A 25,546-nucleotide genomic window follows, 5' to 3' on the forward strand; every position below is an offset into this window, starting at 1 on the left:
TAAATCCGAAGTGTAGATTAAAACAAAGAATCTTTACGTAATCGTTCCACTTCCCATTGGAATGTGATTTCTCTGAGTTGAGGAGTATTTCCTTCTACTGTTCCAACTAAAGAATAACTCGATTCTTTTCCATAACTATCAGGCAATCGTTTCAGGATGAATTTTCCTGATTTGATAAGTTCAATCACATGTAGTAAAAATGGATCCTTTTCTTTTCGGCTCATCTCTTCCATTGCATAATAAAATGTAGATAAACCTTTATAAAACCAATCAATGTATTCGTTTTTGCCACGCGGCCAAATTTGTTCCAATCGAATCTCTGATTCTTGCACAAGTGACTTACCTAAAAAAGGTTTTTGTAAGACACGGCATTGGAAATAAATTTCAAAATTTAAATCTCTATCTCCACCTTTTTCAAAATCTACACCAATCCAACGAATCCAAGATTTTTTTTCTTTGATGGGAAGTGCAGGAATGAGTGCAAACAAATACCCTTGGTCTTTAAAAATCCTTTCATGTGCCAAATGTTCCAAAATTTCAAGTGGGATCATATAATGACCCTTGGACCATTCTATCACATAAGGAATGGATTCTAATAATAAATACTCCGGTGGTGTTTCATTACGAGTGATATCACCAAACTGAGTTAAGATGAAGATGAAGGAAAGTAACTCTTGCCTGCTAAGACTTGACAAAACACTGACAGAACCACTTAAGTTTTGTAGTGCCCTTCTGATCATCAAATGTTGTTGGAGTTGGGTTTGGTTTTCAGATAAAATAATCCCTAGGTGTTTTTCAAAATTACGAAGTTTAGAACGTTCGCAATATTTAAAATTTCCTGAGAGACTAAATGGCACTTACAGAGCTCTCCTTCCAATATCTTTTCGATAAAATGTATTTGGTGCTTTTATTTTCGAGAGAAAAACATAACAATCATTGATTGCATCTTTTAAACTGGAACCAAATGATGTGATCCCAAGAATTCGCCCACCACTTGCTAGGATGGTTTGGGTTTCTTTTTTTGTCCCAGCGTGGTAGACCACCACATTCCCTTCGTTTGGTGGAATTTCTAACACCATTCCTTTTTCGGGACTATCAGGGTATCCTTTTGCCGCAAGCACTACAATGGCCGATGAACCGGATTTCAATTTTAAATTCCGTTCTGGTAAATTACCTGTAGCGGATGCATAAAAAATCGGTAAAATGTCTTCATCAAGTAAACGTAATACACATTGAGTTTCAGGATCCCCAAAGCGACAATTGAATTCCACTACATTGGGTTCTCCTTCTTTTGTGATCATTAGACCGACATACAATAGCCCTTTGTAAGGATGTCCCGAGTTACGAAAGTCTTCTAACATTGGTTCGATGATTCTTGTCTTTACTTTTGAGAGAACAACATCAGTCACAATTGGTGCTGGTGCATAAGCACCCATTCCACCAGTATTTGGTCCAATGTCACCGTCATACGCACGTTTGTGGTCTTGTGCGGCTGGCAAACACATATACCTCTGTCCGTCTGTAATGACAAATAAAGAAGCTTCTTCTCCTTCCAAAAAGGATTCAATGACAACTTTATTTCCACTTTGACCAAATTTTGATTCTAAAAATATTTCATCTAATGCTCGTTTGACTTCTTTTAAATCAAAAGCAACTGTCACACCTTTTCCTGCAGCTAAACCATCTGCTTTGACAACGAGGGGCAACATTTCTTTTTGAGCATAACTCCAAGCCGATTCATGGTCTGTAAATACAGCAAAAGAAGCTGTGGGAACTTTTGCCCGTTTCATCATTTCTTTTGCAAAATGTTTACTGCCTTCCACCTGTGCACAATATGCAGATGGACCAAAACAAAGAATGTTTACTTCAGCACACCAATCGGCGATTCCATTCACTAGTGGATCTTCTGGTCCCACCACAACAAGATTGGTTTTCGAAACCATTAAATATTCTAAGAATTTAGATTTATCGGTAATGGAAATTTCATCTGCTCCTAGTAGGAGCTCCGTTGCAAATCCACCATTCCCGGGAAATACTTTCAAAGATTCCAAAGAATTAGATTTTGAGATCACGTCCGCTAACGCGTGTTCTCTACCACCACTTCCAAGAAGTAAAACTTTATATTTATGTTCCAATTTTTTCTAACGCCCTAATCGTACTTTCTAATTTCTCTTTCCAAGTATTATACTTTTCTCTTTCTTTTTCTACCACATCTGGTTTTGCTTTTTCCAAAAAGGAAGGATTGTTGATTTTATTTTCTAATTTTTCCATTTCTGATTGGATTTGTTTTTTCTCTTTTTCCAATCTTTGTTTTTCCTTTTCAAAATCAAAAATCCCTTCGAGAGGAAGGATGATTTCTCCAATCGAGAAGGCACCTACCGAGTCTGTGTTTTTTAATTCATACGAATCTAAGAATTCCAAACTCTCTGCTTTGGAAAGTTGAAGGATGGATTTACTTTCTCGGTCCATCATTTCTTTTAATTCTTTGTTTGCACATTTGAGGATGACCTTACATTTTTTCTCAGGTTTCACTCCAAGCTCTGCGCGCATGTTTCGAATTTTGGTAATGATCTCACGAACAAGTTCCATCCGAACCACAGCAGGGGAAGTTGCTGATACTCCATAGGCTTTTGGAAATTCTGTTTTTGCAAGTTCCTTTGGCTCTAAGAGCGAATGGATTTCCTCAGTGATGAATGGCATAAACGGATGAAGGAGACCCAGTGATTTTTTTAAAACACTCACAAGTACCTGTCTTGCTTTTTCAGCTGACTCAGGAGTCACATTTCCATACACCCGAGCTTTTGTTAATTCCAAATACCAATCACAAAACGAACCCCATACGAAATCATAAATCGCATTCGCCATTTCAAAGAATAGGTAACCAGAATATGCTTTTTCATACCGCCCAAGCATTGAATCAAACTCATGTAAAATCCAAAGGTCTGTATCTTCCAATGAGTTTAGGTCAAGTTCTTTAGGAGAAAAGTCTTCTGGCAAATTCATAAAGATGAATCGACTCGAATTCCAAATTTTGTTACAGAAAGAACGATAACCATCTAACCTAGATTCGTCGAAAAGAATATCTTTTCCTTCTGGTAACACTGCTGCTAAAAAGAATCGGAAAGAATCCGTTCCGTATTTTGACATCATGTCCAAAGGATCCACTACGTTACCGAGTGACTTACTAAACTTCTTTCCGTCTTTATCACGAACAAGACCATGGATGAGCACCTTATGAAATGGAACATCACCCATAAACTTGAGACCGTTCATAATCATACGTGCGACCCAAAAGAAGATGATATCAAAACCAGTGACGAGAACTGAAGTGGGGTAATGTTGTTTGAGTTCTTCTGTTCTTTCTGGCCAACCAAATACGGAAAATGGCCAAAGCCCAGAAGAGAACCATGTATCTAATACGTCTTCGTCTTGTTTGATGGTATCAGCGGAAACAGAGATTCCTTTTTTCTGGAATAGTGTAATTGCTTCTTCCAAAGATTCAGCTACCACCATATCACCGTTTGGTGCATAGTAAGCAGGAATTCGATGACCCCACCACAATTGTCTTGAGATACACCAATCGCGAATGTTTTCCATCCATTCAAAGTAGGTTTTTTCCCACATCTTTGGTTGGAATTGCACCTTTCCTGATTTTACAACCTCAATTGCTGGTTTTGCTAGGGATTCAATTTTGACAAACCATTGTGTCGATAACAATGGTTCGATGACAGCTCCCCCTCTTTGGTTGTGGCCAACACTGTGGATATGTGTTTCAATTTTTTCAATGTAACCTTTGGATTCTAATTCTTCTACCACACGTTTACGTGCTTCAAAACGATCCAAACCATTGTACTTACCTGTATGTTCATTGAGTGTTCCATCCAGATTCATGATGTTGATTGGAGTGAGTTTTAAACGCTGGCCGGCTTCATAGTCATTAGGGTCATGTGCTGGTGTGATTTTCACAAGACCTGATCCAAACTCTTGGTCTACAAAAGAATCAAAGAGAACAGGAATTTCTTTTTCCGCAATTGGCAAAAAGACAAACTTATCTTTTAAAGCCGAATAACGTTTGTCATCTGGGTGAGCGCAAACCGCAACGTCACCAAACATTGTTTCTGGTCTCGTTGTTGCTACAACAATGTATTCCCCTGCACCTAATGTTTTTGGGTCTTTGGATTTGAATTCTGCTTTGGGATATCTGATATGATAAAGTTTGCCTTGTTTTTCCTTGTATTCGACTTCAATGTCTGAAATGGCAGTTTTGGTAACTGGGCACCAATTGATGATTCGTTCCCCACGGTAAATCAATCCTTCATCAAATAAGGTGCGGAAAACTTTGATAACTGCTTTGGATAATCCTTCATCAAATGTAAATCGTTCTTTGGACCAATCCACAGACTCACCGAGTAACCGTTGTTGTTTGGCAATCATTCCACCGGAATGAGCTTTCCATTCCCAAACTTTTTCTATAAATTCTTCGCGAGTAAAATCAGTTCTGGATTTTCCTTCTTTAGCTAACTCACGTTCTACTACGACTTGGGTGGCAATTCCAGCATGGTCCATACCAGGAACCCAAACCACGTTTTTCCCTTTTTTCCGTTCAATGCGTATGATGATGTCTTGGATGGTATGATTGAGTGCGTGCCCAATGTGCAAATTCCCAGTGACATTTGGTGGTGGGATGACAATGGAAAATGTTTCTTTGCGTGATGTATCAGGAGCAAAGGTTTTTTTTTCTTCCCAGATTTGGTTCCACTTTGGTTCTACAGATTCAGGATCGTAACGGTCAGGTAGATGTGATTTCATAAGGTCGATCGATTTCTTGGACTTTACTATGTTTCGCAGTGAGTATTGGGGTCAAGGATGAAACAAAGTCCTTTAGGTTCGCATTGACAGAAAGCTGGACTAAAAGAATCTGGTCGGCATGAACGCAAAAACAGCAAAAATCCTCGGCAAATATGCAACCTTCAAAGGTGTTTCAGAGAAACAATTGAAACGTGATTGGTTGAGTCTTTCGCACATTGAGAAAGACAAAAAAAGACAAGAAATCTTAAAAGAAATCGCGAAAAAATAATCGAAGCGGAAGGATTCTTCCGCATTTTTTATGGAACACCGATTCCAAACGATTTTCTCATTCCTCTTTTTTAGTACCACACTCCTCCTTCCTACTCACTGCTCGAAACAAAGAGACATAATTCTAACTCAGTATGAATCTTCGTTAGCAAAAGCAAAATCAGAAAATCGGAAACTGATCATCGTTTTTGGTGCGGATTGGTGCCCCGACTGTAGGGCATTAGATGGAATTTTTGCCGACCCAGAAACCAAAACTTTACTCGATTCAGAATTTGTGGTGATGAAGGTTGATGTTGGTCGATTTGATAAAAACCTTAGTCTCAATGAACAACTAGGAAATCCAATTCAAAATGGAATTCCTTCACTTGTTGTTGTCTCACCAAAAGGGGAATTCATTACTTCGACAAAAGGTGGTGAATTCTCTAACGCAAGTAAGATGACAAAAGAACAAGTACTCGCATATTTGTATAAACTTTAAAAAGGTAACACCATGAAACTAAATACTTCAATGTATCTAACACGTTCCCTCTCAATTGGATTCAAACTATTTTTCCTTTTTAGTATTTTGGTTGTTAGTTCTCTTTTTGCCGAGGATCAAGCAACACAAACGTTGAAAGTTGGTGACCCACTCCCTGAAATTCCATATACCAACCAATGGGAAGAACCAAGTCCCATCCCTAAGGAAACCACAAAAGTATTCTTCATTTCGGATATGGATGCGAGTAAAATCATCCATCCAATCGTAGAGAAAGAAAATAAAGGGTATTTGGAATCAAAACAAGCAGTTCTAATTTCCGACATCCATAGAATGCCAAGCCTCATCACAAGATTTGTGGCACTGCCTAAAATGAAATCCTATCCATATACCCTTCGTTTGGTGAGAGAAGAAAAATTAGCAGATCCGTTCCCAAGGACAAAAGGTTCGGTGACAATGATCCAATTGAAAGACGGCAAAATTTTAAAAATTGAAATTACGAATGGGGAAGAAGAAGTAAAAAAGTTTTTAAATGGGAAGTAAATATTAAGATTTCAATAGAAGAATTTTATTCATAAGCGAAATATAACTCCGCTTCCACGATTTGGAGTTTACCAAGGATACCTTTGAAAGAATATTTAAGTGAAAATGTATCCAAGACCAAGGAAAACTCCATTGCACTCGATTCGATACAATCCACCAAAATCACTTTCCATCAAATGAAATTACCTTCCTTCTTCCCAAAAAAAGTTAGATATCATACTTTTTTTCAAAATTGCCCCAAAATCTTCTTGATAACGATGTTCTTGATTCTAACCATTTGTCCCTAAAGTAAATCTGTAACAAGAGTAAGAGAGATCCCTTATGGCACTTCCTAAAGTCTGTGTAATTGGAGCTGGTTCTTCTGGAATCACCGTCATCAAATCCTTAAAAGAACACGGCATTCCGTTTGATTGTTATGAAAAGGGAAGTGATGTAGGTGGCAACTGGCGTTACAAAAATGATAATGGCCTGAGTAATATTTATAAATCCTTACACATCAATACTCATCGGGACAGAATGGAATACCGTGATTTCCCCATGCCAACTAACTACCCTGATTATCCCAATCACGAGCCCATCCAACAATACTTTTTATCCTATGTAGACCACTTTGGGCTTCGTAAACACATCCAATTCAAAAATGGAGTGAAAAAAGCAGAACGAACAGAAGATGGACTTTGGAGGATCACTCCAGAAAAGGGACCCACACAAATCTATGATGTGTTAGTTGTTGCGAATGGCCACCATTGGAGTGAACGTTGGCCCGACCCAGCTTTCCCAGGTAAATTTTCTGGTCAAACCATCCATTCGCATTCTTATGTAGACCCAAAAACACCTGTTAACTGCGAAGGGAAAAACGTTGTGGTACTCGGTATGGGAAACAGTGCCATGGATATCTCTGTGGAATTATCAAGACCAGGTGTTGCCAAAAAAGTATTTTTGTCTGCAAGAAGAGGAGCTTACGTCATCCCCAATTATCTCTTTGGAAAACCATTGGACAAATTAACCGAATACACGCCGCACTGGGTTCCTTTTTTCATCCAACAAACACTCGCTCACCTTCTGATTCGTTTTGGAGTGGGGAAAATGGAAGACTTTGGTTTACCAAAACCAGATCATAAATTTGGGTCTGCTCATCCTACCATTTCCCAAGACTTACTCGTGAGACTCGGCCGCGGTGATATCAAACCGAAACCAGTCATCACCGAACTCCGAGGCAAAAAAATTGCCTTTGCGGATGGAACCGAGGAAGAAGCGGATGTTCTCATTTACTGCACAGGGTATAATATCAAATTTCCTTTTTTTGAAGAAGATTTTCTCTCTGCGCCAAACAATTATATCCCACTTTATTACAAAATGATCAAACCCGGAATTAACAATTTGTTTTTTGTGGGCCTCATGCAACCGTTAGGTGCCATTATGCCACTAGCCGAATGCCAAGGGAAATGGATCTCCCAGTACTTGACTGGAAACTATCTTTTGCCATCTAAAGAAGAAATGGAAAAAAGCATTCTAAAAGATGAGAAGGCGATGAAAAAACGGTATGTGAATAGTACAAGGCATACCATCCAAGTGGATTACGATAGTTTTCTGTACGATATGAAAAAGGAAATGGAACAAGGCAAAAAAAGAGCAGCCAAAGAAGGAAACCATTTGCCAATCGAAGCACGTGCCATGTACCATTCTGAGAAGAGCCATGTTCTTTCTTCCCGCAAACAAAAACAGTTGGTATCCAAGTAAAACAATCCATTTGTCACGTTTGTACGAACACACAATCTGTTTCCTAACACTACTCATGTTAGGTACAGGTTGTGCCTCCAAAGGGTATTCTTACCAAGGAAACCCACTTTTTGGTTGGATGGAAGCTTCTGGGGAAGTGCGAACCACTGACCCATTTCCAATCCTCAAACGGTATCCAACATTCCATGCAATTGATTTTGAATTCCCTGTCGGGGGAAAGTATGCAGATGGGTATTACCTTGCACAAAAGTTTGGTGCCGAAAATGCAAAGTTTGGTGGGAGAAAACATTTAGGTGAGGATTGGAATGCACTCACTGGTGGTGACTCTGATTATGCAGCCCCGGTCTACGCTTTTGGAAATGGGGTCGTTTCCGAAATTGCAGATTATGGTGGTGGTTGGGGAAAGGTGATTCGAATCGTCCACCAGCAGAATTTGCCAAATGGAAAATTCTATTATTTAGAAACAGTCTATGCCCATCTCCACACCATCGATGTGGAACCAGGGCAACTTGTGAAAAAAACAGAATGGATAGGGACCATTGGTGATGCGGGGGGAAGTTATCCTGCCCACCTCCACTTCGAGTTACGATCTAAAATTGGTGCCCCGTTAGGTGGGGGTTATGGACTGAGTACCGATGGATTTTTACCACCAACTCGGTGGCTTATGCAATATGGTCCCAAAGAAAAGTCATTTAGCGAAGAAACCTTCCAGTGGATGGGAGAAAAAAACGGAACCCTTTAATGGTGTCGTTAGAGTTAACGTTTCAAACAAGAAACCGAATTTAAGGTTTAAAAGCTTCTGATAAACTCCAACACTTCGTCTTCTTTTTCAGCATTTGTGTCATAAAAATTACAATGGATTTCGTAAAGGTCTTCCTGATCCACCTTCTCTGACTTTAAGGTTTTCACAAGAAAGTCAATGGATCCTGTCATCGAAATCATTTTTAAAGATATTTTTAAAATCGAAGGCACTTCAATGTCATAAGGATGGAAAAATTTGATTCCCCGGGCACTGATATGTTTTTTCGAATCGTAATCCTTTAAAGATTCCAATTGAACTTCAAAAGTTGAGGGTATTTCGGTATAATGATTTGGTTTCATAGTCTTGGTGTATACTGCAACAAACATAGGAATCAGAATACTCGCATTCAATTACTATTTTATTACGGATGTATAAATCTTTATGCAAAAACGACATTAAACCCAGCAAGTAGGACAAGTAAGATCACACCCCAAGCCAAAATCCGTGGATCCCAAAAGACATTGGTTTTGTCTCTATCGGCATACACTAACCCATGTAAGTCTCGTTTTGGATCCTCATTTTCGATGAGGCTAACAACAACCATCACCAGAAAACAAAACACTCCCGAATAAATAGCACCATAAAAATTAGATACCATTTCTGATTTGTAATATAACATATCGTTAACATAGAAAAAATAATGCAAGAGCCCACTTGCCGTCCCCACTAACATCCCATAAAAGGCACTCCATTTTGAGGCTTTTTTCCAAAACATCCCTAGTAAAAAAATGGAGATGAGAGGAGCATTAAAAAAGGAAAACAACAACTGTATGTAATTCATGATGTTTTCAAATTGCATCGCAATGTAAGAAGTAAATATGGCAAACACAACAGCAACCATTGTACTTTGTTTTCCAATTATTAAATAGGTATTGTCATCCTTATCTTTATTAATATAGGTTTGGTAAATATCATATGTAAAAATGGTATTCATTGCTGTGACAGAACTAGACATGCCAGCCATAAAGGCAGCGAGTAGTGCAGTGGTGCCAAGCCCGAGCATACCCGATGGATAAAAGTTCTTTAATAAAATGAGAAAACTTTTATTGTACTCTCCATTCATCTCAGTGGAGTATTCTGCAAGGGCAATGAGTCCTGGAATGACAGTGAGAAATGGTAAAAACAATTTAAACATCGCACCAATCAGGGGAGTCCTTCTCGCCGCTCGGTAATCTTTTGCAGCCATAGCCCTTTGCACTTCCGCAAACCCACAAGTCCAATAGGAAAAAGATAAAACAAATCCAAGTCCTACCGTGACACTGAGAACATCCCAACCAAGTTCATTTTGTCCGCCAGGCAAACCTACCCACATATGTTTGTGAGACTCTGGGATTTTTTGCATAAGGCCGTCCCAACCACCTAACCTTGTCAATCCGACAATGACCAATGGAAACAGTCCAAGAACCGTAAGAAAAAACTGCATCACTTCTGTATAAATGGAAGAACTGAGTCCACCGAAGTATGTATAAATCAGAACAATGAATGCACTAAATAAAATCGAAAGGTGTGGGTTCCAACCAAACAAGGTTTCAAACACTAGGGATAAGGAATAAAGGTAAATTCCAGAACCTAAAGCAAGGGATAACAATGTGATGAGTGAATTCACAAGATGGGCAGGTCTGTTAAAACGGTATCGTAAGTATTCGGGAACACTGCGTATCTTAGTGGAATAATAAAACGGCATCATAAAGATCCCAAGAAAGATCATTCCAGGAATGGCACCTAAGTAATAAAAATGGAAGGTCAAAAACCCGTATTCTGCCCCACTCGCACTCATTCCTAACAATTCTAAGGCGGATATATTGGCTGAAATGAAGGCAATCCCTGTGATCCAACTAGGGATTTTCCTGCCTGCTAATAAAAAATCCGTAGAATGGTTCATGGATCGTTTCAAAAGCATCCCAATCACCACCATAAAACTTACAAATACAAGGATGATCGTGTAATCGATGGGCTTCAGGGCAACAAACATAGGTTTGAAAGGGAATCCGAGAAAAAGACTTTGTAAAGTGGAAATCCCAAACAGGAGACTTCCTCCCATATTTTACTTAAAAATTTTCACAAGTCGCCGACAAACCTAGTAACATTATCTTTGAAAAAGACTTTCCGAATTATGTCACATTGATAGATTCGGAACCACCAGGAGGATTTATGTTCTACCTTCTCTTAGCCCTTCTCCATGAAGATTATGCTTCTGGGAGAATTGATTTTGCTACCTATTTTGAAAATACGGTTCTCCTTGCCCTCGACCACGAACGCATCAAATCCAATTTAGAACAAAGCAAAGCCGCCTAAATCGAATTCTCCTATCCAAATCCTGGGGCTGTACAACCAGTCCTTCCAGGAATTTTCTCCTTGTTCTGGGAAGTCCTCTCTGTACGGTAACAGAAAAATCATTTCTCAGGAAGATCCAATGACTTCGGCAAAACTCCTTACCGGTACCCTCCAAAATTCGCAAAAATTTTTCCTTCAATTCGGAGGACAGGGTTCCCCTTACCTCAAAGAACTCGTAAAATTGTATGCAGAACCAGAATTAAAAGAATTTTTCGAAACTAGTTTCAAAACTCTTGGTGAAATTGCGGCTCGAGATGGAAAAAACCCTCTCTTAAACGAAGGACTCGATTTTAAATCATGGATTGAAAATCCAGATGGAGCACCAAACGAAGATTATTTGGCACGTGCACCTATTTCTGTTCCTGGGATTTTTATGACCCAAATTGCAAACTATGTTTTGGTTTCTAAACGTGGTTACCCTACAGCTGAACTGATGAAAGCAACGGGTGCTGCAAGTGGACATAGCCAAGGTGTGATTGCATCTGCACTCATTGGTCTTGGGAAAGAAGGGACAGATTTCTTAAAGGCTTACTCTGACTTTTTAAAATTTGTTTTTTATCTTGGATTCAACGGACAAAAAGTTTATCCTAACTTCCAAGTTTCCGAAGACATCGTCAAAGAAAACGAGACAAATGGTGATAAAAACCCAGCTCCAATGGTGGCTGTGATTGGTTATACAAAAGATGAACTCGAAGACCGAGTGAAAAAAACAAACGAATCTCTTGGACTCAAAGGACAAGACACAGTGTTTATCTCTCTTTATAACACTCCTGATTCTATGATCCTTTCTGCACTTCCATCTTCTTTACTTGCCTTCCGTAAACAATGGAAAGCAGAGATGGACGAAAAGAAATTTAAGTTTGTCTACTTAAAAACAACTGCACCTTTCCACTGCCCATTTATGGAATCTTCTCTTGATAAATTCAATGCAGAAGATGCATCAGTGGTTCCTTTCCCATACACTGGAGCGGATTTAAAAGTTCCTGTATACAGTATCTATGATGGTCACAATTTACAAAAAGATGGAAACCTTCGTGATATCCTATTCAAAATGGTACTCATTGAACCACTTTACTGGGATTTGGCGATCGCACCTATCTTTAATGACAGTGCAATTACTACCATCATTGACTTTGGACCAAGTGTTGTGAGCCAAAGACTTACAGGTGGACACCTCAAAGCAAAAAATATCGAAAAACAATCTTTATGTGCTTCTAACGCAAAAGAATTAAAGGTGATTCTCGAAGTTTAATGAACCCTTCTACAGCTCGGGCCGCTTCTAAATTAAACCTAATTCGCCTTCTGGCTTCACACCCAGAAGGATTGTCTTTAGAAGAAATCCAAGGAGTGACAGGACACAAATCCATATCCTCTCTCAAAAAAGATTTGGGAGAGTTGTATATGATTGAGATGTATCCTTATTCGCCAACAGACGCTGTGGATTTAGACTTTGATGGGGATAAGGTAAAAATCAGACTCCCCATTGCCGTTGACTCTGCCCTTCCCCTTTCCCCTAAAGAATGGGCAAACCTTCGCTCTTTACTTGTTTCTGATAAAGGACAAGAAAATCCTTCAACCAAACAATCCATCTTACAAAAAATAGATTCTGTTTTGCCATCGGGAGAATGGTCTCCACATCAAAAAACAAAAGAGATCATCCAAGATGCCATTCGTTCCAAAAAAACCCTAACAATCGTTTATTGGAAACGAATTACCAAAGAAAAAGAAACAAGAACACTTGCTCCTTGGTTATTACTGGAAGAAAATGAATCTTACTTACTCGCTTATGATTTGAAAAAGGAAGGATTTCGTTCCTTCCGATTGGATTATATTTTAGATGTAAATCACACCGATTTAGAATTTCCAAACATACCAGATACTGCTGGTGAGTTTTTAGTAGGTTTCCAACAAAAGTTCCAGAAAGAAGTAAGTGCCGAAACAAATGTAACCCTTTGGGTGACGGACTCTGCTTCGTATCACCTAGGACTCAAACTCCCTTTACAAGAAACAGGAAATACAAAACAAATTGGAAACACAATGTATCGAGAGTTTCAAACTCCGATGCGAGATGAAAATTGGCTCATCCAAACCATCCTTGGGTATGGACCTTCCGTTTTAGTAGCGGAACCAAAAGAAATCAAAGACTCCATCAAACTCCATTTACAATCCATTTCCCTTTCCAAACAAAACGAGTCCGTCTCACACTAGAGGATCTGCTTTGTTAACCACCACCCATGCAAAAATTAACATTGGTTTGGTGATTCCTTACAAAAGGGAAGATGGTCTACACGAAATCAGAAGTGTGTTTGTTCCCATTGACTTGGGTGATCCTATGGACATCCAAATCCAATCCTTACCCAGTGGAAATGAATCCACATTTGAATTCCATTCCGTGAACCATTTACAAGGGTATCGGCATGATTTGTTTGAAGCAGTTTCGGAACGAGGAGACCTTTCTCGGAATATCCTCACAAAATCCTTCGTAAAACTAAAACCGCATTTCAAAACACCTGTCAAAATCACCATCCACTTAGAAAAATTTCTGCCTCCTGAGGGAGGAATTGGTGGTGGGAGTAGCAATGCTGGTGTGTTTTTGCGTGAACTTTTCCCTTTCACAAATTTAAACCCGGTAGAACAGATTAGTTTTGCCAAATCCATTGGGGCGGATGTGCCTTTTTTCCTTCAATCCTCTCCTTGTTTTGTGAGTGGGATTGGGGAGGTCTTAGAACCCATCTCTGTTGCCAAGGGGTATGGCATTTTGGCCATCCCTCCTTTTGGATTATCTACAGGTTCTATGTACGCAGGCCTTCAAAAAAGTTTACAAAAACCCTATGGTTCCGAAGTATGGAAATCTCTGGCAGAGGATTTAATTCGAAGTCTTCACGTCGGGGATTGGGCTTACCTGCAAAACAGGCTAGAGAACGAGTTTGAAAAAATCGCTTTCCAGACCCAACCCTTACTAAAGGAATTGAAATTAGGGTTCTTTGAGTCGGGAGCAGATTTTGCTTCTCTTTCAGGTTCTGGTTCTTGTCTTTATGGCATTTACAAGGCTGAGGAGAAACGAAACGAGGCCCTTCCCAATGTTTCCCATCGATTCCCCGAAATGGAATTTCGAACGTTCTCTTTTTAGAAACTGGCCTGTAGCCAAGCGGTAAGGCAGCGGTTTTTGGTATCGCCATTCCCTAGGTTCGAATCCTAGCAGGCCAGCCAGTTTTAAAAGATCCGATAGAACGAACGATGAACCTACATAATACTGTAACTGCTGTTATTTTGGCGGCGGGGAAAGGAACTCGAATGAAGAGTGAGCTTCCCAAGGTTGCGGTTGTACTGAACGAATCTCCACTTTTACTCCACGTTCTTCGTAATATCGAATCCGCCGGCATCAATCGAAAGGTTGTGGTTGTCGGTTACCGCAAAGACATTGTCACAGACATTGCAAAATCCTTCCCAGGTGTTGAGTTTGCTGAACAAACAGAACAACTCGGCACAGGACATGCAGTGATTTCAGCAGAGAAGTCACTCGCACCATACTCTGGTTATACGATAGTTGCTTGTGGTGATGCACCTCTCATTTCAGCATCCTCGTTTTCGAATCTGATCGAACACCATAAAACAAATGGTTATGTAGCAACAGTATTGTCTGCAAAAATGGAAAACCCAACTGGTTACGGCCGTATCATTCGTTCTGCTGATGATGGAAGTTTACTTCGCATTGTAGAAGAAAAAGATGCAAACCCAGAAGAAAAAGCCGTAAACGAAGTGAATACAGGCACTTATTGTTTTAATACTGAAGATCTTTTTGGTGCACTCAAACAAATTGGAAACAATAACGCACAAAAAGAATATTACCTCACTGATGTGATCAAAATTTTCCGAAACGAAGGGAAAAAGGTTGGAGCACAAACTTTAACCAATGCTTTAGAAAGTCATGGAATCAATTCCCCTGATGATCTGGAACTTGCGAAACAATATATAGATAATGGGTTGGTTGGAGTATGAATCCTAGTGAAGTCGTAGTATTTTCTGGTAATGCAAATAGACCTTTAGCAGAAGAAATCTGCAAAAACTTAGGCATTCCAAATGGTCAAATCTCAGTGAAACGATTTTCTGACGGAGAAAGTTCTGTTAAAATCGAAGAAAACGTACGTGGCCGTGATGTATTTGTGGTTCAATCCATTAGTTACCCAGCAAACGACAGTTTGATGGAACTTTTACTCATCATAGATGCAGCAAGAAGAGCTTCCGCTCGTCGTATTACTGCTGTCATTCCTTATTATGGTTATGGACGCCAAGACAGAAAGGTAGAACCACGGGTTCCGATTTCTGCTCGTATGGTTGCTGATTTAATTGAAACTGTTGGACCTGATCGTGTTCTCACGATGGACCTGCATGCGGACCAAATCCAAGGATTCTTTCGTATTCCGGTAGACCATCTGTATTTTTCACCAGTACTCGCAGAATACATCAACTCACTGGGGATGGATGATTTAGTCATTGTATCTCCCGATTCTGGTGGAGCAGAACGTGCCCGTAATTTTGGTAAAAAAGTAAACGGATCTCTTGCCATCATCGACAAACGTAGACCAAAAGCAAACGAGTCGGTTGTCATGCATGTAATCGGTGACATCAAAGACAAAAACTGTTTGTTACTCGACGACATGATCGATACTGGTGGAACCATTGCGAAAGCGGCAATCGCACTCTATGAAAATGGTGCAAAGTCAGTATTATGTTGTGCATCCCACGGAGTATTGTCTGGTGAAGCACCAACAAAGCTCAATGAGGCCAATTTTAAACAAATTGTTCTCTCCAATTCCATAGCCATTCCCGAGAGCAAAAAAATAAATCACTTGAAAACGCTCTCTATCGCCCCACTCTTTGCAAAAGCCATCGAGCGGATTCATAACGAAGAATCAATCTCTAGTCTGTTTTCATAACTTTAAGGAACATAATCATGGAAAAAATCACTATCAAAGCACAACCAAGAACTTCAACAGGAAAAGGTCCTGCTAGAAGAATGCGTGTGGAAGGTTTAGTACCGGCTAACATCATCGGAAACGGTGAGGCAAAATCGGCAAGTGTTGTCGAAAAAGAAATCCAAAGACTTATCGACTCCGGAATTCGTAAGGCAACTCTCATTGACCTTGAACTCGACGGAAAATCGGAACGAGTATTCGTAAAAGAAATCCAAAGATTTCCTCACACAGGACAAATTCGTCATATTGACTTTTACAAAGTGACTCCAGGTAAAAAAATCCAAACAACTGTAGCGATCAAAACTTCAGGTGTTGCAAAAGGATCAAAAGCTGGTGGTCAGTTCGAACACTTAGTTCACGAAATCAAAGTAAAATCCACTCCAGAAGATTTGACTGACGTGATTACTGTTGATGTAAGTGGTCTTGATGTTGGAATGATGATTAAAGTTTCTGAACTTCCACACCCAAAATCATGGGAAATCTTAGTGAATGGTGATCCGATTGTTGCATCATGTAACAAAACGAAAGCGATCCTAGCAGCAGAACGAGCTGAAAAAGCAGAAGCTGATGCAAAAGGCAAACCAGCAGCTAAAAAAGCGGCTAAGAAGTAAGAACTACTTTTAAGAACCAATGAAGTTAATTGTAGGGCTGGGAAATCCTGGCGATAAGTATAACAACAATCGATCTAACATTGGTTTTAAGATTCTTGATGTCATTGCGAACAACATTGGCATCGAAATCAAAACTAAAAAGAAAAAATCACTCATCGGACGAGGTGACTTTGAAGGGGACGAAGTGGTTTTACTCAAACCACAAACCTTCAGTGAACTCTCTGGTGAGTCTGTCCTCTACATTGCCTCCTTTCTCAAAATCCAAGTCAAAGACATCGTCGTAATCCACGAAGATGTAGGACTGGAACTGGGCCAAATCGTAGTCACAAAAGGTGGCGAAAATGACACAAATCCTGGGGTAAACTCGATTTCTGTCTCATTACGTTCTCCTAACTTCATCCGCATTCGGATCGGCGTTCTTAATTCCAGCTACAATCCGAAAAAAAGAGAAGATTTTTTACGTGAAGATTTTGAGCCTTTAGAGAACCTGAGTTTGATACAGATCATCAATGACGCCGAAGCGGCGATTCGTTCGATTTCCATGGGGGATATCGACGAAGTGATTCAGAAATATCACCTTTGATTGTAGTCTAATCTTCGGAAGTCTTACATGAATAAAAACATCAAAACCGTATTCCTATTTTTACTCGTATTCCTTGTCATTTTGGCAACGGTTTACAAAGGCCAAGACTTTGCCGGTAAACCCGACGAAATCAGTTATTCCGATTTTTTGAATATGGTAGAACCCATTGAAGGGAAAAAACCCATAGGGAAAATCACTTCTAAAGATGGGAAAGACATTTCATCAAAACAACAAATCATCATTGATAAAGAACTCATCGAAGGTTGGTACATTCCTGAAAATAGTAAGGATAATAAACCAAAACCTTTCAAAACCAATGTAGCACAAGTGAACGATGATTTGGTGACAAAACTTCGTAAGTCACGCCTTAGTTTCACAGCAAAGTCAACTGAAGAAAATAAGTTTTGGAGTGTTGTATCAGGCATCATACCTTGGTTATTCGCTCTTGGGATCATTTGGTTCATCATGATGCGCCAACTCCAAGCATCTGGCAACAAAGCATTTACCTTTGGTAAGTCTCGTGCCAAGATGAATGTGGATCCAAAAGTAAAAGTCACATTTAATGATGTGGCTGGTTGTGAAGAAGCAAAAGTAGAACTTCTCGAAATCATTGAATTTTTGAAAGACCCAAAAAAATTCCAAGCCATTGGTGCAAGAATTCCTAAAGGAGTTCTTCTCGTTGGTCCTCCAGGTACAGGAAAAACCTTACTTGCCAAAGCAGTTGCAGGGGAAGCAGGAGTTCCTTTTTTCTCCATCTCTGGATCTGACTTTGTGGAAATGTTTGTGGGTGTGGGTGCCTCTCGTGTGCGTGATCTTTTTGACCAAGGGAAAAAGAATGCACCTTGTATCATCTTTATCGATGAGATTGATGCGGTCGGTCGCCTTCGTGGAGCAGGACTTGGTGGTGGACACGACGAAAGAGAACAGACCCTCAATCAGATGTTAGTTGAGATGGACGGATTTGAAATGAATGAAGGTGTGATTGTCATGGCAGCAACAAACCGTGCTGATGTACTTGACCCAGCTCTTCTTCGTCCAGGTCGTTTTGACAGACAAGTGATCGTTGACCTTCCAGACCTAAAAGGCCGAGAAGAGATTTTAGCGGTTCACGCCAAAAAAGTTCCTTTAGTATCTGATATTTCTTTAAACTCCATTGCTCGCGGAACTCCTGGTTTTACAGGTGCTGATCTTGCGAACCTCATCAACGAAGCAGCCCTCCTTGCGGCACGACGTAATAAAAAACGTGTGACCCAAGAAGAACTGGAAGAAGCTCGTGATAAGGTGATGATGGGACCAGAACGTAAGTCTATGTTCATCTCTGACAAAGAGAAAGAAATGACAGCTTACCATGAAGCGGGTCACGCCCTCCTCGGCACCTTACTACCGTATACCGAACCAGTTCATAAAGTTACCATCATCCCAAGAGGAAGAGCGCTTGGTTTAACACAATCGCTTCCTGTGGAAGATAGACATTCGTATCGTAAAAACTATTGTTTGGATCGAATTGTGATGTCTATGGGTGGATACATTGCCGAAGAACTGATCTTTGGTGACCCATCAAACGGTTCTTCCAATGACATCCAACAAGCAACCAACATTGCTCGACGTATGGTTTGTGAATGGGGTATGTCTGAAAAACTAGGAACCATCCACTATGGATCTGGAGAGTCTTCTCCGTTTATGGGAAGGGACTATGGACATACAAGCAAACCTTACTCAGAAGAATTTGCTGCTATGATTGACCAAGAAGTGAAACGTATCATCCAAACTTGTCTCGACAAAGGTCGTGATTTGGTGAAGAAAAACCAAAAGAAATTGGATGCGATTGCAAAGGCACTTCTCGCAAAAGAGACCATTGATGCACAAGAATTAACAGATATCGTACAACCTTCTTTTGATAAATTCTCTGATTCCAAATCAGGAGTTGGATCCAAAAAAGGAAAAGGATCATCTGCTACAAAACCAGCTTATTCGGCTTAATGAAATATTGGCTCTTTAAAACAGAACCAGATGTTTTTTCCATCGATGACCTAATACGAGAAAAACTCTCGTATTGGGAGGGAGTCAGAAATTACCAAGCACGGAATTACCTTCGCGATGAAGTGAAGTTAGGTGACTTGGTTTTATTTTACCACAGTCGCTTAGAACCACCAGGCGTTGTAGGCATTGCAGAAATCGCAAAAGAAGCAAGTCCTGACCCCTACCAATTTGACCCGAACCACAAATATTTTGATCCCAAACTGAAAGGTACGGAACCAAGGTGGTTTGGTGTCCATCTCAAACCTCATACAAAATTTGATGAACTGATTCCTCTTGACCTTTTGAAAAAAACGAAGGGATTAGAAAAGATGGTAGTGACTCAGAAAGGATCGAGACTCTCGATCCAACCGGTCACCAAAAAAGAATTTGAGATTGTTACAAAGCTAGCAGGCGTTACTGTAAAGTAACCAATTCAGGTTTCCATATAATAACCTGCTATGATATTTACGGTTTTCCTGTGAAAACCTGCACTGCTTTGACTTTATCTACATCAAAGAATTTTTTATCCTTATAAAAGTAAGCCCCTGCTCCCATATAATTAAACTCTGGATTGAGAATGTTCTTTCTGTGCCCTGGAGAATTGAACCATACTTCCACCACAGCTTTTGCTAAACTTAAGTAAGTATGGTTTGGGATAGGTGTTCCTGCCTTTGTGTAGCTGAAAAATGGACCACCATTTTGTGCAGGTGTGAAAACAGGTCGTCCACTTTGGTATTGGATTCCAAATGCATTGATGATATTTTCAGCGGAATAAGTTTCTGAAACACCTACCAAATCCAACCGATCCTTTAGTGTTTCTTTACCATTCACTGTGCTTGTATGTGAATAAAAATCATATGTTACCATGTCCTGTGCATGTCCAAAGGCAGCTTGTTCGCAACGTTCTGAATACTTAAATGGTCGTAATCCCAATTGTTTTCTTTCTTTCGATGTTACATAAAAGATAGCAGCATTTAACAAAGGATAGTCTACTTTTGCAAAATCGATTGTGGCATTTGCAGGGCCATAGGAAGGAAATGTATCCTCATTAAAAGACTCATACTGTTCTACTTTCCATTTGTCTGAATCGGGAAGTTCCCTTCCATCTTCGATACTTTCTAAAAATGCTAAGTTAGGATCTTGTTTTTCAATCACTTGTTCTACTTTTTTAGGTTGTTCCACCACTACAACAGGAGCCTTTTTAACTTCCGGAGTTTTGCACAAAGTGAAAACAAAGAGAACTAAAAAACTAATTCCTAAAAGAGAATGTTTTTTTTGTTTTGGTGTTTGGTGTTTGATTGTGTGTAATTTCATGGCAACTCCTATAAGTAACGGTTATAATCTTGTACGACATTGTGGATGAGATTTTTTTCTTTATTGTATTGGATGGTTTTTGCTTCTTTGATTCCTGTTTCCCAAATAAACATAAATGGAATTCCAAATAATGTAGAATGTTTTTGCCTATATTTTTCTCGGCCAATCAGTTTATCGTTTAAGTAAAAATCTGCATGTAACACACGTTCTTTCGAGTAAATTGAAGGTAATAATCCCGCAGTTCCGATCATAAAGATTGTTGAAATTGAAGAAACCCAGAAATGTTCGTATTCATTCACTTCACTTGTATAAATGTCAATGTGATGGTTTGCTCTCACACCATCAGATAATACCCTTCCAAAATATCCAGTTTCTGAGAGATACTTTGTATACAGTGCTGTGATTTCCCTTTTGTTTTTATTGTTTTCGGGAGTGGAAACTTTGATGGATAAAAGTGGGATTTGTTGTTTAAAATCGGGCCTTGTGACAATGGGCACATCTTCACTCATATAATTATAACAAGATGAGAGAAAAAAAAGGGAACATAAGACAAGAAGTGCGAATTTTCGAAATCGAATCATAATCCGTGAGAAGGCTAACGGATGAGAAACCAAGGAAAAGTCTTTTTTTTAAAACTTAGAAAAATCCACAATGTGTAATTGGTGCAAAAGGAATCCGCCCACAACGGTAAAAAAGACCCATGCTACGATAGAAATGGACCCACCAATTTTTACCATTTCGAAGCTCCGAATGCCACCATAACTGAAAGCTAATGCATTGGGAGGTGTTGAGACAGGCAGTGGCATCGCTAGAGAGGCACCGATGGTTGCGCCAATGGCCGCAGGTAAAATGAGATCTGTAGGAAGACCCATGGAAATGGGTAGGATCAAATTGGCAACACTTGTGTTACTGAGAAAACAAGAGAGAAACAAAGACAAAATCGAAAAAAATAAAAACAATCCTAACTGACTCGAGTCACCTAACATTAACAAGGTAACAAAATGTTTGGCAAGTCCAGTTTCTTCAAATGCTTTCCCAAGGGCAATTCCACCTCCCATTAAGATTAGAACATCCCAGGATAAATTTCGAAATTCCTTTAGATCCAAAAGGGAAAATCCAAAAAAAACAATCACTGGAAATAAGGCGACAGTTCCATTCGAAATTCCGTGCCAATCAGAACTAATCCATCCGAAGATTGTGATGAGAATGATCAATATCGAGATATATTTTCTCTGGGAAGAAACAGATGTGTTCTCCTCTCTTACTTGGATCAACCGAATTGATTGGATGGATTTTTCTTTTTTTAAGTACACAATGTACAAAATTCCAGCAAGAGCCAAAACAGAAAGTATGAAGACCGGAAACGCAAACGCCATCCAATCCAAAAATCCAATCTGAAATCCTTTTTCTTGTAAATAGGCAATTCCAATCACATTGGGAAGGGTACCAACAGGAGTTCCAATCCCTCCTAAATTTGCGGAAAAAGGAACAATAAACAAAATTGATTTTCGTAAAGGGCTAGTATCCTCTAACGATTTCATCATGGAAGAGACAAGTCCTAACATCATGGCAGCTGTTGCCGTATTATTCATGAAGCAGGACAAAAAGGCAGTGGCAAAACCTAATGATAAAACTAATAAAAATGCTGAACCTTTCGTATTTTTGATCACAAATTTGGCAATGTCCACATCAAGACCATAAAAACTAATCGCACTTGAGATCACAAATCCACCTAAGAAAAGTAAGATGGTCTCTGAAAAATAACAAGATAAAAAAGTAATCGTTTTTGGAGCACCTGGACCCCAACCAGGAATTAACCAGACCAACTCTAAAAAAAGAACCAAAAATCCTGTGACATATAATGGGATGAGTTCTGTGACCCAAAGAAAGGATACGACGAGGGCAATCGCTAAATTGATTTCTTGGGCGGGGGTAAGACCAAGCCAAGTTTGGTATAAGCCAAAGATGGCTGGAAAAACGGAAAGAGTCGAAAATAGAAGGCCTGCTCGAATCATTGTGACTTGACGATTTATACTCACCTGATACTTTTTCGATAGACTCAATTCGTTTCAAGCAAACAAATACAATGAGACTTTCCCGAAATTTTTAAATGTTAATTTTTTATGCAAATAACCTATAACGACTTAAAACAAGCAGTTTTGGGTAGTGGCCCAATGGGTATCATTATCGCTTCCCTACTGGCTGAAAAGTATGATTCTATCACTTTATGGATTCCTGACAAAGAATTTGTGGAACTCCTAAAGAAACGCCGCCAAACAGAAATTATGGGAAAGACAATTGAACTTCCCGATCACATTGACATCGTGTCAAGTTTAGATGCATTTGGGCGAGACGATTGGGCATTTCATATAGCAGTTCCTTCCCGGTCATTTTTGGACAGTGTCCACAGCCTCATTGAAGTTTTGGAACCATTTAATAATTATGTATTTTCCTTTTTGACAAAAGGAATTTTAGATTCTAAAAATCGTAAAAAAACTGGATTCATCACCTACTCTCAATATTTACAAAACTACCTAAGCGAAAGGAATTTTAATAATGCTTCTGTGGCTGTCGTTAACGGCCCTTCTCTTTTAGGAGAAATCTTAGAAGAAAAATTCAGTTTTTTCAATATAGGTTCATCTGATAAATACACAGCTGAATACTTATCTGAGGTTTATACATCCCATTTCATCAACACTTCTATCACTGATGATGTGATTGGTATGGAAATTGTGGGTGTTGCTAAAAACCCAATGGCGATTGCCAGTGGGATTGTATCCTTACTGCCTCGTTATGGATCGAATTTACTTGGAGAAATACTTTCTGTAGGTTTCCAAGAAGTGAGAGACCTTGCTATGCGTTATGGTGCAAGACCTGACACTGTGATGGGTAGATCTGGACTCGCAGATTTTATCACAACTGCAACAAGTAACAAAAGTCGAAATAGAGGGTTTGGTCAAAAGATTGTCGGTGAACTTCTGTCAGGTGGAGAAAAATTAAGCATCAAAGATCGAATTGAAATCTTTTTTGCTCCTCGTTCCTTCATTGAGAGAGAATCCACAAAATGGCATGATAACGTAGAAGGAACCTACGCACTCAGCATTCTCATCGAACTTGCCAATGAAATTCGCCTACCCTTTACCCTGCACAGAACTTTATTTGATGTATTAACGCGTAAACAACCACCTGGATCACTTATCGATTTAATCTGTGGTAAAAAAACAGAAGCAAAAAACATTCCACTTGTAGTTCAAAAAAAAGTGGGGCTCAATCTTACTTCTGGAATTGATTTTCATAATCTATTAGTAGATCGAATTATGAAACAAATCAGCAATGTTCCAGGAACCATTAGCAGAGTGAAAAAACAATCTTCTGCAGTCATTGAATCCACACAAAAACGACTCACAAAAGCAAAACGTAAAAAACAAAAATTAGAAGAAGTAAAGTTTGAATCAGAAATCGAAATTTGGCAACGGTTCCAAAATTGCCAGAAAGATGAAGAACTCACATCCATCAAAGAGTTGGTTCGTTTTTATGTAAGCGAAATCGCTGATAATTACAGCCCAACTGTACGTGAATCTGTTTTACGATTTGTTGCACCAATTCGATTGTTTTCTGGTGGTTTTCTCAAAGGTTCAATGATCCCACATATCGGTGGTAAAACGGAAGTTGTAAAAGCTCTCTCTTCCAAATATAATTTGTTATATGCACCAACTCACAGATCTCATTTAGATTCAGTTGAAGTTGCCTATTCGCTTTTTCATTTAGGATTACCTGTTCCTCGTTATGCGGCTGGCATCAATTTAATGTCCAACCCATTTTGGGAATGGATGTTAAAATCGTTGGGTGCATATGCAGTGGATCGAGAACGAACTAGGAATAGTTTGTATCTTGAATGTTTGACATTATATTCACAAGTGATGCTTGAACAAGGGATTCCGTCTCTAGTATATCCTGAAGGAACCAGATCAAGAACAGGTGCAATTGTCCCAGTAAAAACTGGACTCCTAACTACAGCAGTGAATGCATTCAGAAGTTCTGGGACAGAGATTGTGATCGTACCAATTTCTGTCTCATATGAAACTGTTCCTGAAGATAACCAGTTCTGCAATATGCCAGAAGAACTTGGGATGGCAGGATTTTTAGCAAAACGATCCAATGTATACGTTGAATTTTGTGACCCGATCCCGATTTCGGAATATGCTCATACAGAAGATCCTACCATTGAATTAAGTTATCGTATCACAAAGGGTTGGAAACAATACCATAAGATTTTACCAAATCAAATTGTTGCAAAGATCTTAGTGGAGAATGATTATTCGGTAGAAGTTTCTCAGAGTACGATGTTAATTGAAGACTTTATTTCAAGACATGAAGGTAATTATTTGATCCGGGATCCTGAGGAAATTTGGGAGAAAGGTAAAAAGATATTAGAAAAACGTAAAATGATAGAAGAGGCTAACCGTATGGTTCATTCCAAAAATGACGCTCTTTTATTGTATTACGCAAGTATGATTCCAGAAGATGAAGACAAAAAATACTAACCAACTTTAATTTGATAATGTAACTGAATGAAAACTTAAGATCACAGAATCCAAATTATACATTCTGAATCGGAAGTTTTCCTCGTTTCCGAATGTAAATTGTTTTATCTAGTGTAGCAACTATGTGATTCGATTCATCCAATACATTTGTGGTAAAATGAAATTCTCCTTTTCGTTTTGCCTCAATTTCAGTTTTGATCCTTTGGATTTCTTCTTCTGGGATAAAAAATCTGGCTTTTACTTTTCCTTTACCTGGTTTGATAAAGCTCATCGATCCAATTTTATCCCAAACTATATAATCAGGACCTAAAGTTTCCAATAGAATTAACATAAAAAATGGATCACACATTGAGTACAAAGAACCACCAAAATGTACACCAACGTAATTTTGATTGTAAAAACTTAACTTCATTTCCACTTCGAATGAAGTTAAATCCTTTGCTATTTTTTTAATCCGTATCCCCGCACCTATGTAAGGTGGGTAAAAATTATACAACCAAATCTTAAATCTTTTTTTCCAAGAGATTGT

At 39.2% G+C, this 25,546-nt stretch carries 25 protein-coding genes and 1 tRNA gene; 17 read left to right on the plus strand and 9 right to left on the minus strand.

The features are described from left to right. Positions 1 to 17: 17 nt before the first annotated feature. The 3 genes from CH354_RS03940 to CH354_RS03950 are packed head-to-tail and all read right to left on the minus strand — an operon-like array spanning position 18 to position 4,809. Complete coding sequence (locus tag CH354_RS03940) at positions 18 to 857, minus strand: hypothetical protein (protein WP_100719223.1); 840 nt, start codon at positions 855 to 857, stop codon at positions 18 to 20. Continuing rightward, positions 858 to 2,135 (minus strand): phosphoribosylamine--glycine ligase, encoded by a 1,278-nt coding sequence (gene purD, locus CH354_RS03945; protein WP_100725471.1) that lies wholly within the window; start codon positions 2,133 to 2,135, stop codon positions 858 to 860. It abuts the gene before it with no gap. Then, positions 2,125 to 4,809 carry a valine--tRNA ligase gene (locus CH354_RS03950; protein WP_100725472.1) on the minus strand — a complete coding sequence of 895 codons (2,685 nt, stop codon included), beginning with the start codon at positions 4,807 to 4,809 and terminating at the stop codon, positions 2,125 to 2,127. The genes purD and CH354_RS03950 overlap by 11 nt, the downstream gene beginning before the upstream one ends. A 118-nt stretch (positions 4,810 to 4,927) precedes the next feature. Here CH354_RS03950 and CH354_RS18320 point away from each other — a divergent pair, with 118 nt between their 5' ends. The 5 genes from CH354_RS18320 to CH354_RS03970 all read left to right on the plus strand — a co-directional run bounded on the left by CH354_RS18320 (position 4,928) and on the right by CH354_RS03970 (position 8,576). Continuing rightward, complete coding sequence (locus tag CH354_RS18320) at positions 4,928 to 5,077, plus strand: hypothetical protein (RefSeq protein WP_012387282.1); 150 nt, start codon at positions 4,928 to 4,930, stop codon at positions 5,075 to 5,077. A 30-nt stretch (positions 5,078 to 5,107) separates the two neighbouring features. Further along, the gene (locus tag CH354_RS03955) at positions 5,108 to 5,554 is read left to right on the plus strand and encodes a thioredoxin family protein (RefSeq protein ID WP_100725473.1); all 447 of its coding nucleotides are present in this window, start codon (positions 5,108 to 5,110) and stop codon (positions 5,552 to 5,554) included. A gap of 12 nt (positions 5,555 to 5,566) precedes the next feature. Next, positions 5,567 to 6,094, plus strand: a complete 528-nt coding sequence (locus tag CH354_RS03960) for a hypothetical protein (protein WP_409036386.1) — start codon at positions 5,567 to 5,569, stop codon at positions 6,092 to 6,094. A gap of 321 nt (positions 6,095 to 6,415) precedes the next feature. Continuing rightward, the gene (locus CH354_RS03965; RefSeq protein WP_100725475.1) at positions 6,416 to 7,834 is read left to right on the plus strand and encodes a flavin-containing monooxygenase; all 1,419 of its coding nucleotides are present in this window, start codon (positions 6,416 to 6,418) and stop codon (positions 7,832 to 7,834) included. Next, on the plus strand, positions 7,791 to 8,576 hold the full coding sequence (locus CH354_RS03970) for a M23 family metallopeptidase (protein WP_100719230.1): 786 nt from the start codon (positions 7,791 to 7,793) through the stop codon (positions 8,574 to 8,576). Before CH354_RS03965 ends, CH354_RS03970 begins: the two co-directional genes overlap by 44 nt. Positions 8,577 to 8,623: 47 nt before the next feature. Here CH354_RS03970 and CH354_RS03975 read toward each other — a convergent pair whose 3' ends face one another. Both CH354_RS03975 and CH354_RS03980 read right to left on the minus strand, forming a co-directional pair. After that, positions 8,624 to 8,935, minus strand: coding sequence for a hypothetical protein (locus tag CH354_RS03975; protein ID WP_100719250.1), 312 nt, complete (start codon positions 8,933 to 8,935; stop codon positions 8,624 to 8,626). A gap of 80 nt (positions 8,936 to 9,015) precedes the next feature. Next, positions 9,016 to 10,608, minus strand: coding sequence for a sodium:solute symporter family protein (locus tag CH354_RS03980; protein WP_100725931.1), 1,593 nt, complete (start codon positions 10,606 to 10,608; stop codon positions 9,016 to 9,018). Positions 10,609 to 10,787: 179 nt separating this feature from the next. Here CH354_RS03980 and CH354_RS18325 point away from each other — a divergent pair, with 179 nt between their 5' ends. From CH354_RS18325 to CH354_RS04030, 11 genes are all read left to right on the plus strand, one after another. Further along, the gene (locus tag CH354_RS18325; RefSeq protein WP_015677411.1) at positions 10,788 to 10,931 is read left to right on the plus strand and encodes a hypothetical protein; all 144 of its coding nucleotides are present in this window, start codon (positions 10,788 to 10,790) and stop codon (positions 10,929 to 10,931) included. A gap of 118 nt (positions 10,932 to 11,049) precedes the next feature. Next, positions 11,050 to 12,222, plus strand: coding sequence for an ACP S-malonyltransferase (locus CH354_RS03985; protein WP_100725476.1), 1,173 nt, complete (start codon positions 11,050 to 11,052; stop codon positions 12,220 to 12,222). Then, positions 12,222 to 13,178 (plus strand): helix-turn-helix transcriptional regulator, encoded by a 957-nt coding sequence (locus CH354_RS03990; RefSeq protein WP_100725477.1) that lies wholly within the window; start codon positions 12,222 to 12,224, stop codon positions 13,176 to 13,178. The genes CH354_RS03985 and CH354_RS03990 overlap by 1 nt, the downstream gene beginning before the upstream one ends. A 10-nt stretch (positions 13,179 to 13,188) precedes the next feature. Further along, entirely contained in the window at positions 13,189 to 14,100 is a 912-nt protein-coding gene (locus CH354_RS03995) for a 4-(cytidine 5'-diphospho)-2-C-methyl-D-erythritol kinase (protein ID WP_100725478.1), read from the plus strand. 4 nt (positions 14,101 to 14,104) lie between these two features. Next, positions 14,105 to 14,180, plus strand: a tRNA-Gln gene (locus tag CH354_RS04000). A 27-nt stretch (positions 14,181 to 14,207) separates the two neighbouring features. Further along, positions 14,208 to 14,969, plus strand: coding sequence for a sugar phosphate nucleotidyltransferase (locus CH354_RS04005; RefSeq protein ID WP_100725479.1), 762 nt, complete (start codon positions 14,208 to 14,210; stop codon positions 14,967 to 14,969). Beyond that, on the plus strand, positions 14,966 to 15,907 hold the full coding sequence (locus CH354_RS04010; RefSeq protein ID WP_100719235.1) for a ribose-phosphate diphosphokinase: 942 nt from the start codon (positions 14,966 to 14,968) through the stop codon (positions 15,905 to 15,907). Before CH354_RS04005 ends, CH354_RS04010 begins: the two co-directional genes overlap by 4 nt. 17 nt (positions 15,908 to 15,924) lie before the next feature. Continuing rightward, positions 15,925 to 16,557: a 50S ribosomal protein L25/general stress protein Ctc gene (locus tag CH354_RS04015; protein ID WP_100719236.1), complete on the plus strand. Its 633-nt coding sequence runs from the start codon at positions 15,925 to 15,927 to the stop codon at positions 16,555 to 16,557. Between the two features lie 19 nt (positions 16,558 to 16,576). Continuing rightward, complete coding sequence (pth, locus tag CH354_RS04020; protein ID WP_100719237.1) at positions 16,577 to 17,140, plus strand: aminoacyl-tRNA hydrolase; 564 nt, start codon at positions 16,577 to 16,579, stop codon at positions 17,138 to 17,140. Between the two features lie 27 nt (positions 17,141 to 17,167). Then, on the plus strand, positions 17,168 to 19,120 hold the full coding sequence (gene ftsH, locus CH354_RS04025; RefSeq protein WP_100719238.1) for an ATP-dependent zinc metalloprotease FtsH: 1,953 nt from the start codon (positions 17,168 to 17,170) through the stop codon (positions 19,118 to 19,120). Further along, positions 19,120 to 19,587, plus strand: a complete 468-nt coding sequence (locus CH354_RS04030; protein WP_100719239.1) for an EVE domain-containing protein — start codon at positions 19,120 to 19,122, stop codon at positions 19,585 to 19,587. Before ftsH ends, CH354_RS04030 begins: the two co-directional genes overlap by 1 nt. Positions 19,588 to 19,624: 37 nt before the next feature. Here CH354_RS04030 and CH354_RS04035 read toward each other — a convergent pair whose 3' ends face one another. The 3 genes from CH354_RS04035 to CH354_RS04045 are packed head-to-tail and all read right to left on the minus strand — an operon-like array spanning position 19,625 to position 22,488. Then, on the minus strand, positions 19,625 to 20,473 hold the full coding sequence (locus CH354_RS04035; RefSeq protein WP_100719240.1) for a CAP domain-containing protein: 849 nt from the start codon (positions 20,471 to 20,473) through the stop codon (positions 19,625 to 19,627). A gap of 8 nt (positions 20,474 to 20,481) precedes the next feature. Beyond that, complete coding sequence (locus tag CH354_RS04040) at positions 20,482 to 21,054, minus strand: hypothetical protein (RefSeq protein WP_207762624.1); 573 nt, start codon at positions 21,052 to 21,054, stop codon at positions 20,482 to 20,484. Positions 21,055 to 21,102: 48 nt separating this feature from the next. Continuing rightward, positions 21,103 to 22,488 carry an SLC13 family permease gene (locus CH354_RS04045; RefSeq protein ID WP_100725480.1) on the minus strand — a complete coding sequence of 462 codons (1,386 nt, stop codon included), beginning with the start codon at positions 22,486 to 22,488 and terminating at the stop codon, positions 21,103 to 21,105. 108 nt (positions 22,489 to 22,596) lie between these two features. Here CH354_RS04045 and CH354_RS04050 point away from each other — a divergent pair, with 108 nt between their 5' ends. After that, positions 22,597 to 25,017 carry a 1-acyl-sn-glycerol-3-phosphate acyltransferase gene (locus CH354_RS04050; protein WP_100725481.1) on the plus strand — a complete coding sequence of 807 codons (2,421 nt, stop codon included), beginning with the start codon at positions 22,597 to 22,599 and terminating at the stop codon, positions 25,015 to 25,017. A gap of 55 nt (positions 25,018 to 25,072) precedes the next feature. On the opposite strand, the gene CH354_RS04055 is transcribed toward CH354_RS04050, so the two are convergent. Continuing rightward, positions 25,073 to 25,543, minus strand: a complete 471-nt coding sequence (locus tag CH354_RS04055) for a DUF4442 domain-containing protein (RefSeq protein WP_409036414.1) — start codon at positions 25,541 to 25,543, stop codon at positions 25,073 to 25,075. Positions 25,544 to 25,546: the final 3 nt, after the last annotated feature.

Source organism: Leptospira levettii, assembly GCF_002812085.1.
GTDB classification, from domain to species: domain Bacteria; phylum Spirochaetota; class Leptospiria; order Leptospirales; family Leptospiraceae; genus Leptospira_A; species Leptospira_A levettii.